Origin of the sequence: Acidovorax sp. Root275, assembly GCF_001428965.1 — a bacterium.
Lineage (GTDB): Bacteria > Pseudomonadota > Gammaproteobacteria > Burkholderiales > Burkholderiaceae_C > Acidovorax > Acidovorax radicis.
The window spans coordinates 620,477-634,888 of record NZ_LMJH01000008.1; the positions used below are offsets into that span (position 1 = coordinate 620,477).

Below are 14,412 nucleotides of genomic sequence, written 5' to 3' on the forward strand. Positions count from 1 at the left end.
AACTTTTTGCCCGTCCCTTTCTCGTCTGCACGCTGAGTTGCACACGATGGTGGAGACTGGCGCAGGCCCATCCCTGTGCCACCGTGGAACTGGCTTCGCCAGGCCGCCGGTGGCGTCCCCCTCCGGGGGATGACGCGAAGCGGCTCAGGGGGTGGACAATACGGGGATGCATCCCAAAGTTCTTCTCGACGCCTGCGCTGAATTGGTCAGGCTCACCCTCACGTTTGAACACCCCGCCGATGCGGTGGTGTCACGATTTTTCCGCGACAACCGGGGCCTGGGGCCTCGCGAGCGTGCCACGCTGGCCGAAACGGTCTACACCGTGCTGCGCAAGAAGCTGCTGTTCGACCACATGGCTCCCTCGGGCTCAGGCCCCAAGGAGCGCCGCCTGGCCATCCTGGGGTTTTATGGCCCGCGTGATTTCCTCAAGAGCGCACTGACCGACCAGGAAAAGAACTGGCTGGACCAGTGCGATGCCGTCACGGTCGATGACCTGATGGAGCGCCACCGCCACAACCTGCCTGAATGGCTGGTGAAACCCCTCAAGGACCAGCTGGGCGACGGATTCTGGCCGCTGGTGGAAAGCCTGGCGCAGAGCGCACCGCTGGATTTGCGCGTCAACGCGCTCAAGGATAAGCGCGCCGATGTACAGAAGGAGCTCGCCAAGGCCGGCATCAAGGCCAGTCCCACGCCGTATTCGCCCTGGGGCCTGCGCATTGACGACAAGCCTGCGCTGACCAAGCTGGATGCATTCACGCGCGGCGCCATTGAGGTGCAAGACGAAGGCTCGCAGTTGCTGGCCCTGCTGCTCGACGCCAAGCGCGGCGAGATGGTGGTGGACTTCTGCGCCGGTGCAGGCGGCAAGACCCTGGCCATCGGCGCGGGCATGCGCAGCACCGGCCGCCTGTATGCGTTTGATGTGTCGGCGCACCGCCTGGATGCCCTGAAACCCCGCCTGGCCCGCAGTGGCCTGTCGAACGTGCACCCCGCCGCCATTGCCCACGAGCGAGATGACCGCGTCAAGCGGCTGGCGGGCAAGATCGACCGCGTGCTGGTGGATGCGCCCTGCTCGGGCCTGGGCACCTTGCGTCGCAACCCCGACCTCAAATGGCGCCAGTCGGCCAAGGCCGTGGAAGAACTGGTGGCCAAGCAGACCGCCATTCTGGACAGCGCAGCGCGCCTGCTCAAGCCCGGCGGCCGTCTGGTGTATGCCACCTGCAGCATCCTGCCGCAGGAAAACGAGGCCATTGCCGAGGCCTTCAGTGCGTCCCACCCTGACTTCGAACTGCTCGACGCGGGTGAATTGCTGGAGCAGCTCAAGGTCGAGGGCGCCAAGGGCCTGTGCAGCGGCGGTGAGTCGGGCAGTGGATATCTGCGTCTTTGGCCCCATGTGCACCAGACGGATGGGTTTTTTGCCGCAACCTGGGCCAAAAAAGGCTGACTTTGTCCTCTAAAGACGCTAAAACGGCGCAAATACGGTGAATACCCCCGAGCCTATCGGGAGGCTCCCGCTCTAAAATCAGATACCTGCTCCTCTGGCGAGCGGGTTCTTTGTAGACGTAAGGTTTTCTGAATATGCTGTTACCCGATTGGGCTGTGCTGAACGCCGCCATTGACTGGCTGGGCCACGGTTTGTGGAATCTGGCGTGGTGGCAGGTTGTCCTGTACACCCTGGCGACGACCCACATCACCATTGCGGCGGTCACGATTTTTCTGCACCGTGCACAGGCGCACCGTGCGCTGGACCTGCACGCCATTCCCTCGCACTTTTTCCGCTTCTGGTTATGGATCGGGACCGGCATGGTCACCAAGGAATGGGTCGCCATCCACCGCAAACACCACGCCAAGTGCGAAACCGTGGACGACCCGCACAGCCCGCAGACGCGCGGCCTGGACACCGTGATGTGGCGCGGCGCCGAGTTGTACCGCGCCGAGTCCAAGAACATGGAGACCATGAAGAAGTTCGGCCACGGCACACCCGATGACTGGATGGAACGCAATGTCTATACCCGCTACGGCTGGCAGGGTGTGGGCCTTATGCTGATCCTGAACCTCGCATTGTTTGGCGCGCTGGGCGCCGCTGTGTGGGCGGTACAGATGCTCTGGATTCCGTTCTGGGCGGCGGGTGTGGTCAATGGTGTGGGCCATTACTGGGGCTACCGCAATTTCGAGGCGCAGGATGCCAGCACCAACCTTTCGCCCTGGGGCATCATCATTGGTGGTGAAGAGCTGCACAACAACCACCACACATACCCGACGTCGGCCAAGTTCTCGGTCAAGCCCTATGAGTTCGACATTGGCTGGGTCTACATCACGCTGATGAAGAAAATCGGCTGGGCTACGGTCAAGAAGGTGCCGCCCAAGCTGCAGTTGGGCGACGTGAAACCCGTGGCCGATGAAAAGACGCTGGAGGCTTTGATTGCCAACCGCTACGAGGTGATGGCGGGCTACGCCCGTGGGGTGCGCCAGGCTTGCAAGGAAGAAATCGCTGCACTCAAGGCCCGCCAGGCCGATGTCTCGGTGCTCAAGGCGGCCAAGCGCTGGCTGCCCCGCGACGCGGAGAAGGTGCCAGCCGTGGCGCTGCCACAGCTGGCGCAGGCCCGCGCGGCGCACCCGGCGCTCGACAAGATGGTGACCATGCGCGAAGAGCTGCGTCAGCTGTGGCTCAACACTTCACAATCCCGCGAACAGCTCACCGCCGATTTGCAGGCGTGGTGCCGCCGGGCCGAGGAGAGTGGCATTGCCGCTTTGCGGGAGTTTTCGATCAGCCTGCGTGCGGCACGCGCCTGAGACCACCGGAGGCGGTTCTGTGCAAGGCCTTGCCTTCCCTGGCAAGGCCTTTTTTTGTCACCCTTTGTTCATCGTGCGGCGTGCAACGCGCCATACGCTCCATCCGGCTGCTCTTTTTTGCGGCCCGCGAAGATCGTCCGCAGAAGCGCCCAAGCTTTCTGCCGCAGCCCGGCTTCGGGCATGCTTTCCACAATCTTGATCTCTGCGGGGCCGTCTGTGGTGCTGCTGAGTTGCATCCAGGTGGCCCGTTCATGCCTCGGCAGTGGCAATTGGGCACCTGCCTTCAAGACGACCCGTGGTGGTGAGTGCACTGCGTATCCATAGGAGCAGGGGGCCGAACGTATGGTGATTTCCCCCTGGGTGGTGTGCAAAACGCTGCCGGGCGGAAGGCAGACCCACAGGATTTGACCGGATGCGATGTGGACCGTGAAGGGGGCTGTGGTTGCCTTGGGGTGGATGTCCGTTTTCATGGTGTAGATGCTCCTGGGGGAAAAAGACCGTGAAAGGCTGTGGCGAGGGCTTTAGCGTAAGAAATGCCGTCCTGCGGCGACAGATACACGCGTCAGCTTGGTGGGGTAGAACAGCTGCAATTGCTGGCGTGCTGTTATGGTTCTTTCTGTCCTTTCCTGTATCTGTACCCGCAGGTGGCGTTAGGACACGATGCCTTTGCCTGCAGCCTCGCGCCTGCGTCTGGGCTGCAACAGTTTCCCGAGCTACGAGCCATGTCACGTCTCTCTGATACCCGTATGACTCCCCTTTATCGCCAACTGGCAGCTTTGTATGAACAGGCCATCGCTGCAGGCAGCCTGACGCCCGGCATGCGCATGCCATCCGTGCGCGAGCTGTGCCAGCGCCACCAGGTGAGCCTGACGACGGCGCTGCAGGTGCTGCGCCATCTTGAATCCCAGGGCCGTGTGGAAGCGCGCGAGCGCGTGGGCTACTTCGTGCGTGGGCTGGGCGGCGTGGTGCTACCGGGTGCGCGTGAGCCCGAGGTGCATGAACCCCTGGCCAGTGATCTCCATGTCTTTGCGGGTATCAACGAGCGCATTTCGGTTTTTCTGGACAAGGCCCGCCGTGCGGGTCCTCTGCCGCTGGACCTGGGCAGCGCGATGCCGGCACCCAGCCTGTTCGATGCGAAGGCGCTCAACCGGCTTGCGCAGGGCTTGCTGCGGGAGCAGCCGGACATCCTGGTGTATGGCCCATCGGCACCTACGACGCATCCCGAGTTCCAGCAAGCCATGGCGCGGCATGCGCTCACCTTTGGGGTCTGTATGGCCCCTGCAGACATTGGCGCAACTCATGGAAACTCCGAGGCGGTTAACCTGGCCCTGGATGCGGTGGCCGAGCCGGGCGATGTGATTGCCGTCGAATCGCCCACCTTCTTCGGCATCCTCCAGGCCATCGAGGTGCGTGGGCTGCGCGCGCTGGAGATCCCCTGCAGCCCCCACACCGGCATATCACTGGAGGCGCTGGAGCTGGCTGCACGCAACGAGCCCCGGCTCAGGGGCGTGGTGGTGGTGCCCCATTTGCAGATGCCGCAGGGCAGCGTGATGCCCGACGCACACAAGGAGCGCCTGGTGGCCCTGTGCGTGGAGCACGGCCTGGCCCTCATCGAGGACGATATCTACCGCGAGTTCGTGGAGTCCCCGCACGTTCTGCGTCCGGCCAAGGCCTGGGACCGTCAGGGGGATGCGGGCCAGGTGATCTACTGTGCCTCGCTCAGCAAGAGTTTTGCCCCGGGCCTGCGCCAGGGCTGGATGAGTGCGGGGCGCTGGCAGGCCCGGGTGCAGATGCTCAAGTTCGCCCGCACGCGCAACATGCAGACGTGGTCGCAGCTGCTGGCCGCGCGCAGCGTGGATTCATCGGCCTACGAACGCCACATGCGCCGCATGCGCGCGCAACTGCGCGTCCAGCGGGAGCAGTCCGCGCGGGCTGTGGCCCGCTACTTTCCGGCGGGTACGCGGCTGAGCCTGCCGCCGGGTGGGTTGAGCCTGTGGCTGGAGCTGCCGGTCGGCATCTCGTCCACACGGCTTTACGACCAGGCGCTGCTGAGCGGCATACGTATTGCCCCTGGGCCCATGTTCACCAACACGGGGCGCTATGAGCATTTTCTGCGCTTGAGTTGCGGCATGCCCTTCACGACGCAGGTGGAGGAGGGCTACCGCACGCTGGGCGCCTTGATGGCGGATCAACTGGCCGCGCAGCAGCCCTTTCCGTCGCGCAAGGCTGCGTAGGGCAAGCAGGCGCTGGCAAAAAACAGGCATAAAAAAACCGCCCGGGGTCCGGGCGGTTTTTTGGGGGAAGACGAGGCTGAACGATTACTTCAGCTTCATTTCCTTGTATTCCACGTGCTTGCGAGCTTTTGGATCAAATTTCATGATCAGCATTTTCTCGGGCATGGTCTTCTTGTTCTTGGTCGTGGTGTAGAAGTGGCCAGTACCCGCAGTGGATTCCAGCTTGATCTTGTCGCGTCCGCCTTTGCTTGCCATGGTGCTTCTCCTTAAGCCTGACCACGTGCGCGCAGGTCTGCGAGCACCGAGTCGATACCGTTCTTGTCGATCAAACGCAGGGCAGCGCTCGAAACACGCAGGCGAACCCAGCGGTTTTCGGTCTCAACCCAGAAACGGCGGTATTGCAGGTTCGGCAGGAACCGGCGCTTGGTTTTGTTGTTGGCGTGGGAAACATTGTTCCCCGTCATGGGCTTCTTGCCCGTTACGTCGCAGACGCGTGCCATGAGGACACTCCGATACTTTTTAACGGCCGTTTGCTGGACCCTGAAGAGCAATTCCCCAGGTTGGCTTGCGGCCTCACCTCGCCAGAAAGGGTGGCGGTAACCCGATTTGCCTTTTTCGAAAGGACCGCAAAAACGGGCCGAATTCAGCAAAGCCGCAGATTATAGCCTGCTGCCCAGCTTTTCATCAAGACTCTTGTTCCAGGAAGCGCTGGGCGTCGAGTGCAGCCATGCAGCCCGTGCCCGCGCTGGTGATGGCCTGGCGGTACACATGGTCCTGCACGTCGCCTGCGGCGAACACGCCCGGCACGCTGGTTTGCGTGGCAAAGCCCTTGAGGCCGCCCTGCGTGATGATGTAGCCGTTCTCCATTTCCAGCTGGCCCTGGAAGATCTCGGTGTTGGGCGCATGGCCGATGGCGATAAAGCAGCCCTGCAGCTTGATGTCTTCGGTGCTGCCGTCCTTGGTGCTCTTGATGCGGATGCCGGTCACGCCCGTGTTATCGCCCAGCACCTCGTCGAGCGTGTTGAACAGCTTGAGCTCGATCTTGCCGGCAGCGACCTTCTCGTGGAGCTTGTCCACCAGGATAGGCTCGGCCTTGAACTTGTCGCGGCGGTGCACCAAGGTGACTTTGCGGGCGATGTTCGACAGGTACAGCGCTTCTTCCACCGCCGTATTGCCGCCGCCCACCACGCACACGTCCTGCTCGCGGTAGAAGAAGCCGTCGCAGGTGGCGCAACCGGACACGCCCTTGCCCATGAAGGCCTCTTCCGACGGCAGGCCCAGGTACTTGGCCGATGCTCCGGTGGCCAGGATCAGGGCGTCGCAGGTGTAGGTGCCGCTGTCGCCGGTGAGTGTGAAGGGGCGCTGGCTGAAATCGACCTTGTTGATGTGGTCGAAGATGATCTGGGTCTTGAAGCGCTCTGCGTGCTCCAGAAAACGCTGCATCAGGTCCGGGCCCTGCACGCCGTGCACGTCGGCGGGCCAGTTGTCCACCTCGGTCGTGGTCATCAGCTGGCCACCCTGGGCCATGCCGGTGATGAGCACCGGGTTCAGGTTGGCGCGGGCGGCATAAACCGCTGCGGTGTAGCCTGCAGGGCCGGAGCCGAGGATCAGAACTTTCGCGTGTTGGGTGGTGGACATGGTAAAAGCCTGTGTTTTGCGCCCGCTACATGCGACGCTGTTGGGGAAACTGGGGGTTGGACCGGCAAGTATCAACCGTGCGCCGCTCACGCGGGCGGCGCCTTTTTCAATCTCGGCGATTGTAAGAACCCATTGAGAGTCCCTTCATAACCCGCTGCGGCTCCGGTTGGGTCGCGCCCCTGAGAGGAGATGTTTTCATGTCGACGATGTTGTCCAACCTGGACCTGCTGCGCCGGGTGCCCTTGTTCTCGCTGCTGACGGTGGCCCAGGCCGAGGTGATCAGCGGTGCGGTGATCAAGCGCCGGTTCAAGCGCGGCGAGCCTTTGGTGGAGCAGGGGCAAAAATCCAACGCCCTGTATATCCTGCTCACGGGGCGCGCCAGGGTGATGACCTCCGACAGCCGGGGGCGCGAGGTGATCCTGGCCACGCTCTCGCAGGGTGACTATCTGGGCGAGATGAGCATCATCGACAACGAACCCCATTCGGCGACGGTGCGCGCCGAGGTCCAGACCGACGTGCTCATGCTGGGCCGCGCCGAGTTCGCCCGCTGCCTGACCGAGAACGCCTCGATGTCGCTGGTCGTGATGCGGGGGCTGGTCAAGCGCCTGCGCCATGCCGACCGCAAGATCGAGTCACTGGCGTTGCTGGACGTGTATGGGCGCGTGGCCCATGCCCTGCTGGACTTTGCCATACCCGATGTCCAGGGCCAGTTGGTGATCAAGGACAAAATCTCCCGGCAGGACCTGGCCAAGATGGTGGGGGCCTCGCGCGAGATGGTCAGCCGCGTGATGAAAGACCTGGAAGAGCGTGGCTTCATCGAGGCGCTGCCCAGTGGTGCCACGCTGCTCAAGGACCGCCTGAACGCGCTGGGCTGAACGCCGAGCCGGCGGATGTCAGCCCAGGCGCCAATCCCTTGTGGTGCATGGGGTAAGCTCGCCCGGCACGCTTATGACCTATTCCCTCAATACCCTGAATGCATCGGCTGCGGCCAAGTCGCCGCCGCGCACGGGCGCTGCCCGTTTTGGCCATGAAATTGGCCTGATGGTCGGGCTGCTGGCCCTGGTTTTCTGGTTGCTGGCGCTGGCCAGCTATTCCGCGCAGGATGCTGCGTTTTCCAATTCCGGCTCGCGCGAGGTCCGCATGGTGGCCAACTGGGCGGGCCGTTTTGGCGCCTGGCTGGCCGACGGCAGCTACTTTGCGCTGGGCTTTTCCGTGTGGTGGTGTGTGGCGGCAGGTGTGAGGGCCTGGCTCTCGTCGCTGGCGCGCTGGATGCGCGGTGGCGAGCAGGTGCCGGGCGCCGCCAGCCCGATGCAGCGCCGCGCGCTGTTCTGGGGTGGGCTGGTGCTGCTGATGTGCGCCAGCACGGCCCTGGAGTGGTCGCGCCTGTACCGGTTCGAGTCCCTGCTCCCGGGCGGGCACGCCGGTGGCGTGCTGGGGTACGTGGTGGGGCCCGCGAGCGTGAAGTGGCTGGGCTATACCGGCTCGGCCCTGCTGTCGATCGTGCTGGCGGTGCTGGGTGCGGCGCTGGTGTTCCGCTTTTCGTGGGGGCACGTGGCGGAGTCGCTGGGTTCGCGCATCGATGCGCTCGTGCAATCGCGCCTGGCCAAGCGCGAAGTGGCCAAGGACGTGGCTGTGGGCCGCAAGGCCGCGCGCGAGCGCGAAGTGGTGGTGCTCGAAGAACGCACCGAGAGCGAAGTGCACCACCCTCAACCGATCCAGATCATCGAACCCATCCTGGTGGATGTGCCGCAGAGCACCCGCGTGGTGAAGGAGCGCCAAAAGCCGTTGTTCACCGAGATGCCCGACAGCAAGTTGCCGCTGGTGGACCTGCTCGACGGCCCGCTGCAGCGCCAGGAGACCGTGGCACCCGAGACGCTGGAGATGACCAGCCGCCTCATCGAGAAGAAACTCAAGGATTTCGGCGTGGAAGTGCGCGTGGTAGCCGCCATGCCCGGCCCCGTGATCACACGCTACGAGATCGAGCCCGCCACGGGCGTGAAGGGCTCGCAGATCGTGGGCCTGGCCAAGGACCTGGCGCGCTCGCTCAGCCTTGTGTCCATCCGCGTGGTGGAGACCATCCCGGGCAAGAACTTCATGGCGCTGGAACTGCCCAACGCCAAACGCCAGTCGATCCGCCTGTCCGAGATCCTGGGATCGCAGGTCTACCACGAGGCCAAGAGCATGCTCACCATGGGCCTGGGCAAGGACATCGTGGGCAACCCGGTGGTGGCCGACCTTGCCAAGATGCCGCACGTGCTGGTGGCAGGGACGACTGGCTCGGGCAAGTCGGTGGGGATCAACGCGATGATCCTGTCGCTCTTGTACAAGGCCGAGGCGCGCGACGTGCGCCTGTTGATGATCGACCCCAAGATGCTGGAAATGTCGGTCTACGAAGGCATCCCGCACCTTCTGGCGCCCGTGGTCACCGACATGAAGCAGGCGGCGCACGGCCTGAACTGGTGCGTGGCCGAGATGGAGCGCCGCTACAAGCTGATGTCCAAGCTGGGTGTGCGCAACCTGGCGGGCTACAACGTCAAGATCGACGAGGCCAAGGCGCGCGAGGAGTTCATCTACAACCCCTTCAGCCTGACGCCCGAAGAGCCAGAGCCGCTGCAGCGCCTGCCGCACATCGTGGTCATCATCGACGAGCTGGCCGACCTGATGATGGTGGTGGGCAAGAAGATCGAAGAGCTGATCGCGCGGCTGGCGCAGAAGGCGCGTGCGGCGGGCATCCACCTGATCCTGGCCACGCAGCGCCCGAGCGTGGACGTGATCACCGGGCTGATCAAGGCCAACATTCCGACCCGCATTGCGTTCTCGGTCGGCTCCAAGATCGACAGCCGCACCATCCTGGACCAGATGGGCGCCGAAGCCCTGCTGGGCATGGGCGACATGCTCTACATGGCCAGCGGCACGGGCCTGCCGATCCGTGTGCACGGCGCCTTTGTGTCGGACGAGGAAGTACACCGTGTCGTCAGTTACCTCAAGGAACAAGGGGAGCCGGACTACATAGAAGGTGTGCTCGAAGGCGGAACTGTGGATGGCGAGGGGGATCTGTCAGGGGAGGGCGGCGGCGACGGGGGTGAGAAAGACCCCATGTACGACCAGGCCGTCGAGGTGGTGCTCAAGGACCGCAAGGCGAGCATCTCGTACGTGCAGCGCAAGCTGCGCATTGGCTACAACCGCTCGGCGCGTTTGCTGGAAGACATGGAAAAGGCCGGACTCGTCAGTGGCCTCACCACCAGCGGCCAGCGCGAGGTTTTGGTGCCAGCGCGTAGTGAGTGAATGACCCACGCAGGGCGCCAAGCCCGGCCCGTGCCCCACAGGAGTTTTTGTTGAAAAAGACCGTTACTGCAATTTTGATAGCTGCCAGCGCAACACTGGCAAGCGCTGATGGCCTGAAAAGCCTGGAATCGTTCATGAAGGGCACGCAAACGGGCAAGGCGGATTTCACGCAGACCGTGACTTCGCCTCCCAAGGATGGCCAAACTGCACGCACCAAGACATCGACCGGCAGCTTTGAGTTTCAGCGCCCCGGGCGCTTCAAGTTCGTCTACAAGAAACCTTTCGAGCAGACCATCGTGGCCGATGGCCAGACTCTGTGGCTTTACGACGTGGACCTGAACCAGGTCACCCAGCGCTCGCAGTCCCAGGCGCTCGGCAGCACGCCCGCCGCGCTGCTGGCATCGGCCCCCGACCTGTCGGCGCTCAAGGCCGAGTTCACGCTGGAGACCTCGCCCGACCAGGAAGGCCTGCAGTGGGTGCTGGCCAGCCCCAAGACCAAGGACGGCCAGCTCAAGAGTGTGCGTGTGGGCTTTGCGGGTGACCAACTGGCGGCGCTCGACATCCTGGACAGCTTTGGCCAGCGCTCGCTGATTCGTTTCACCGGCATGCAGGCCAACGCGGCGTTGCCGGCCAGCACCTTCCAGTTCAAGCCGCCCGCCGGGGCGGATGTGGTCAAACAGTAAGTCGCTGCGAAAAAGATAGCTGCCCGCGCTTTATGGGTAAGCGCTAGAGTCCAATTTTGCTTGAAAATCAGCTGACGTAGACAGGACACGAACATGGCAGCACGCAGTGCCTCTGCCGCACCTTCCCAGGCCCACCCCTCGGCCCATCAGCCCCTGGCCGAGCGCCTGCGGCCCCGCACGTTGGGCGAGGTGATTGGGCAGCAGCATGTGCTGGGCCCGGGCATGCCGCTGCGGCTCGCGTTTGAATCGGGCCGTCCGCACAGCTGCATCCTCTGGGGGCCGCCGGGTGTGGGCAAGACCACCATCGCGCGGCTCATGGCCGATGCCTTCGACGCGCAGTTCATCAGCATCAGTGCCGTGCTGGGTGGGGTCAAGGACATCCGCGAGGCCGTGGAGCGCGCCGAGGCGGCGCGCGATGGCCTGATGCAGCAGCGCACCATCGTGTTCGTCGATGAAGTGCACCGCTTCAACAAGAGTCAGCAAGATGCCTTCCTGCCGCATGTCGAGTCAGGCCTGTTCACCTTCATCGGCGCCACCACCGAGAACCCTTCGTTCGAGGTGAATTCCGCGCTGCTGTCGCGTGCTGCGGTGTATGTGCTGCAACCGCTGTCCGAAGAGGATTTGAAGCAAATAGTGGCCCTGGCGCAGGCGGAGAAAGCGCTGCAAGCTATCGAAGATGTAGCAATAGACCGCCTGGTGGCCTATGCCGATGGCGATGCCCGCCGCCTGCTCAACACGCTCGAAACCCTGGCCATGGCTGCCACGCAGGAGAAGCTGGCCGAGATCACCGACGCCTGGCTGCTCAAGGTGCTGGGCGAACGCATGCGCCGCTACGACAAGGGCGGCGAGCAGTTCTACGACACCATCAGCGCGCTGCACAAATCCGTGCGCGGCTCCGACCCGGACGCCGCTCTGTACTGGCTGGTGCGCATGCTCGATGGCGGCGCCGACCCGCGCTACATGGCGCGGCGCCTGGTGCGCATGGCCAGCGAAGACATCGGCCTGGCCGACCCGCGTGCGCTGCGCCTGGCGCTGGACGCCACCGAGGTCTACGAACGCCTGGGCAGCCCCGAGGGCGAACTGGCCCTGGCCGAATGTGTGGTGTACCTGGCGATGGCGCCCAAGTCCAACGCTGTCTACAAGGCCTACAACGCCGCCCGCGCCTGGGTGAAGCAGGATGGCACCCGCCCGGTGCCCATGCACCTGCGCAATGCACCGACCAAGCTCATGAAAGAGCTCGACTACGGCAAGGGCTACCGCTACGCGCACGACGAAGAGGGCGGCTTTGCTGCGGGCGAAAACTACCTGCCCGAGGGCATGCCAGCGCCCGGTTTTTATGCGCCGGTGGAGCGGGGCCTCGAAATCAAGATTGCACAGAAGTTGCGTGAACTGCGCGCGCGCAATGTTTCAGCAGATTTTGAGGACGGGTCGGACGAAAAGTCCTGAGCCCGGACTGCAAAGGCCGCAATCCGTGTCATGCTGATTTGGCATGAGGCTGGTAATAAGTTTGCACATCAATTTTCCTGCTTGCATCATGTGAGCTTATGGATTGCGTTGCCCGCTGATGTGCCGCCAACCCGAGGGAAAACCCCGCCCGGCTTGGTGGGGGCCGCTTGTGACTACTCGCTACAATCCCGTCCACAAACCCGCACAGCTGCACTTCTGGCGGGTTTTTTGCTAGATGGCAGTCGGGCCCACAAGGCTGTACCGATTCCGGTGCCAAAGCGGTGGGTACGTTACAAACGAAGGACTTCTCTTATGGACATTTTGCTGCAACAGATTATCAACGGTCTGGTACTCGGCAGCATGTACGCCTTGATAGCCTTGGGCTACACGATGGTGTACGGCATTATTCAGCTGATCAATTTCGCCCACGGCGAAGTGCTCATGATCGGGGCTCTGACCAGTTGGAGCTGTATAGGAATGATGCAGGGCGCAATGCCCGGCGCCCCCGGCTGGGTCATCCTGCTGCTCGCGACCATCATTGCCTGCGTGGTCGCAGCCACCCTCAACTTCGTGATCGAAAAAGTGGCTTACCGCCCTCTGCGCAGCAGTCCACGCCTGGCGCCCCTGATCACGGCCATCGGCATGTCGATCCTGCTGCAGACGCTGGCCATGATCATCTGGAAGCCCAACTACAAACCCTATCCGACGATGCTGCCCAGCTCGCCCTTCGAGATCGGCGGCGCGTTCATCACACCCACCCAGATCCTGATCCTGGGCGTGACCGCGGTGGCCCTGGCCTCGCTGGTGTACCTGGTCAACCACACCAACCTCGGCCGCGCCATGCGCGCCACGGCCGAGAACCCACGCGTTGCGTCCCTGATGGGCGTGAAGCCTGACATGGTGATCTCCGCCACCTTCATCATCGGCGCCATCCTGGCAGCCGTCGCCGGCATCATGTATGCCTCCAACTACGGCACGGCGCAGCACACCATGGGCTTCCTGCCCGGCCTCAAGGCCTTCACGGCGGCCGTGTTCGGCGGCATCGGCAATCTGGCGGGCGCAGTGGTGGGCGGCATTCTGCTGGGCCTCATCGAAGCCATCGGCTCGGGCTACATCGGCACCTTGACGGGCGGCCTCCTGGGCAGCCACTACACCGACATCTTTGCGTTCATCGTGCTCATCATCATCCTGACGCTGCGACCCTCGGGCCTGCTGGGTGAGCGTGTGGCCGATCGCGCCTGAGGAGCCCCACACCATGAAGAACACCAAAACCAACTGGATCATCGGCGCGGTCGCGCTGCTGGTGCTGCCGCTGATCCTGCAATCCTTCGGCAACGCCTGGGTGCGCATTGCCGACCTGGCGCTGCTGTATGTGCTGCTGGCCCTGGGCCTGAACATCGTGGTCGGCTACGCCGGCCTGCTGGACCTGGGCTATGTGGCGTTCTACGCCGTGGGCGCCTACCTGTTTGCCTTGATGGCTTCGCCGCACCTTGCGGACAACTTTGCGGCCTTTGCCGCCATGTTCCCCAACGGCCTGCACACCTCGTTGTGGCTGGTCATACCGTTGGCGGCCTTGCTGGCGGCGTTCTTCGGGGCGCTGCTGGGGGCGCCCACGCTCAAGCTGCGCGGCGACTACCTGGCCATCGTGACGCTCGGCTTCGGTGAAATCGTCCGTATTTTCCTGAACAACCTGGACCATCCCGCCAACCTGACCAACGGACCCAAGGGCCTGGGCCAGATCGATTCGGTCAAGATCTTCGGGCTGGACCTGGGCAAGCGCCTGGAGTTGTTCGGCTTCGACATCAGCTCGGTCACGCTGTATTACTACCTGTTCCTGATCCTGGTGGTGGTGTCCATCGTGATCTGCTATCGCTTGCAGGATTCGCGCATTGGCCGCGCCTGGATGGCCATCCGCGAGGACGAGATCGCCGCCAAGGCCATGGGCATCAACACCCGCAACATGAAGCTGCTGGCTTTTGGCATGGGCGCCTCGTTTGGCGGCGTGTCGGGCGCCATGTTCGGTGCGTTCCAGGGCTTCGTGTCGCCCGAGTCGTTCAGCCTGATGGAGTCGGTCATGATCGTCGCCATGGTGGTGCTGGGCGGTATCGGCCACATCCCTGGCGTGATCCTGGGTGCCGTGCTGCTGTCGGCCCTGCCCGAAGTGCTGCGCTATGTGGCGGGCCCGCTGCAGGCCATGACGGACGGCCGTCTGGACTCCGCCATCCTGCGCCAGCTGCTGATTGCGCTGGCCATGATCATCATCATGCTGTTGCGTCCCCGTGGTCTGTGGCCTGCGCCCGACCATGGCAAGAGCCTCACGCAGAAGACCTGAACAC

General features: G+C 63.5%; 13 protein-coding genes. 9 read left to right on the forward strand and 4 right to left on the reverse strand.

What is annotated here, in order from left to right:
- Positions 1-166 precede the first annotated feature (166 nt).
- The gene (locus ASE52_RS12930) at positions 167-1,441 is read left to right on the forward strand and encodes an RsmB/NOP family class I SAM-dependent RNA methyltransferase (RefSeq protein ID WP_010463473.1); all 1,275 of its coding nucleotides are present in this window, start codon (positions 167-169) and stop codon (positions 1,439-1,441) included.
- Between the two features lie 134 nt (positions 1,442-1,575).
- Positions 1,576-2,790, forward strand: coding sequence for a fatty acid desaturase (locus ASE52_RS12935; protein ID WP_010463475.1), 1,215 nt, complete (start codon positions 1,576-1,578; stop codon positions 2,788-2,790).
- Positions 2,791-2,858: 68 nt separating this feature from the next.
- Here ASE52_RS12935 and ASE52_RS25680 read toward each other — a convergent pair whose 3' ends face one another.
- Complete coding sequence (locus ASE52_RS25680; protein ID WP_140426226.1) at positions 2,859-3,260, reverse strand: hypothetical protein; 402 nt, start codon at positions 3,258-3,260, stop codon at positions 2,859-2,861.
- A 276-nt stretch (positions 3,261-3,536) separates the two neighbouring features.
- On the opposite strand from ASE52_RS25680, the gene ASE52_RS12940 reads away from it, so the two are divergent.
- Positions 3,537-5,024, forward strand: a complete 1,488-nt coding sequence (locus tag ASE52_RS12940; protein ID WP_057226600.1) for a PLP-dependent aminotransferase family protein — start codon at positions 3,537-3,539, stop codon at positions 5,022-5,024.
- Positions 5,025-5,108: 84 nt separating this feature from the next.
- Here the strand turns inward: ASE52_RS12940 and rpmG are convergent, their stop codons facing one another.
- The 3 genes from rpmG to trxB all read right to left on the reverse strand — a co-directional run bounded on the left by rpmG (position 5,109) and on the right by trxB (position 6,662).
- Entirely contained in the window at positions 5,109-5,279 is a 171-nt protein-coding gene (rpmG, locus tag ASE52_RS12945) for a 50S ribosomal protein L33 (RefSeq protein ID WP_008904999.1), read from the reverse strand.
- An 11-nt stretch (positions 5,280-5,290) separates the two neighbouring features.
- Positions 5,291-5,524, reverse strand: a complete 234-nt coding sequence (gene rpmB / locus ASE52_RS12950; protein WP_010463481.1) for a 50S ribosomal protein L28 — start codon at positions 5,522-5,524, stop codon at positions 5,291-5,293.
- 184 nt (positions 5,525-5,708) lie between these two features.
- The gene (trxB, locus tag ASE52_RS12955; RefSeq protein ID WP_010463482.1) at positions 5,709-6,662 is read right to left on the reverse strand and encodes a thioredoxin-disulfide reductase; all 954 of its coding nucleotides are present in this window, start codon (positions 6,660-6,662) and stop codon (positions 5,709-5,711) included.
- 197 nt (positions 6,663-6,859) lie between these two features.
- Here trxB and ASE52_RS12960 point away from each other — a divergent pair, with 197 nt between their 5' ends.
- From ASE52_RS12960 to ASE52_RS12985, 6 genes are all read left to right on the forward strand, one after another.
- Positions 6,860-7,537 (forward strand): Crp/Fnr family transcriptional regulator, encoded by a 678-nt coding sequence (locus ASE52_RS12960; protein ID WP_057226602.1) that lies wholly within the window; start codon positions 6,860-6,862, stop codon positions 7,535-7,537.
- 73 nt (positions 7,538-7,610) lie between these two features.
- A complete protein-coding gene (locus ASE52_RS12965; RefSeq protein WP_057226605.1) occupies positions 7,611-9,947 on the forward strand; it encodes a DNA translocase FtsK in 2,337 nt (778 codons plus the stop codon).
- A gap of 50 nt (positions 9,948-9,997) precedes the next feature.
- The gene (gene lolA, locus ASE52_RS12970) at positions 9,998-10,630 is read left to right on the forward strand and encodes an outer membrane lipoprotein chaperone LolA (protein ID WP_057226608.1); all 633 of its coding nucleotides are present in this window, start codon (positions 9,998-10,000) and stop codon (positions 10,628-10,630) included.
- Positions 10,631-10,723: 93 nt separating this feature from the next.
- On the forward strand, positions 10,724-12,076 hold the full coding sequence (locus tag ASE52_RS12975; protein WP_057226609.1) for a replication-associated recombination protein A: 1,353 nt from the start codon (positions 10,724-10,726) through the stop codon (positions 12,074-12,076).
- A 312-nt stretch (positions 12,077-12,388) separates the two neighbouring features.
- A complete protein-coding gene (locus ASE52_RS12980) occupies positions 12,389-13,318 on the forward strand; it encodes a branched-chain amino acid ABC transporter permease (protein ID WP_010463492.1) in 930 nt (309 codons plus the stop codon).
- Positions 13,319-13,331: 13 nt separating this feature from the next.
- On the forward strand, positions 13,332-14,408 hold the full coding sequence (locus ASE52_RS12985; RefSeq protein WP_010463494.1) for an ABC transporter ATP-binding protein: 1,077 nt from the start codon (positions 13,332-13,334) through the stop codon (positions 14,406-14,408).
- Positions 14,409-14,412 lie beyond the last annotated feature (4 nt).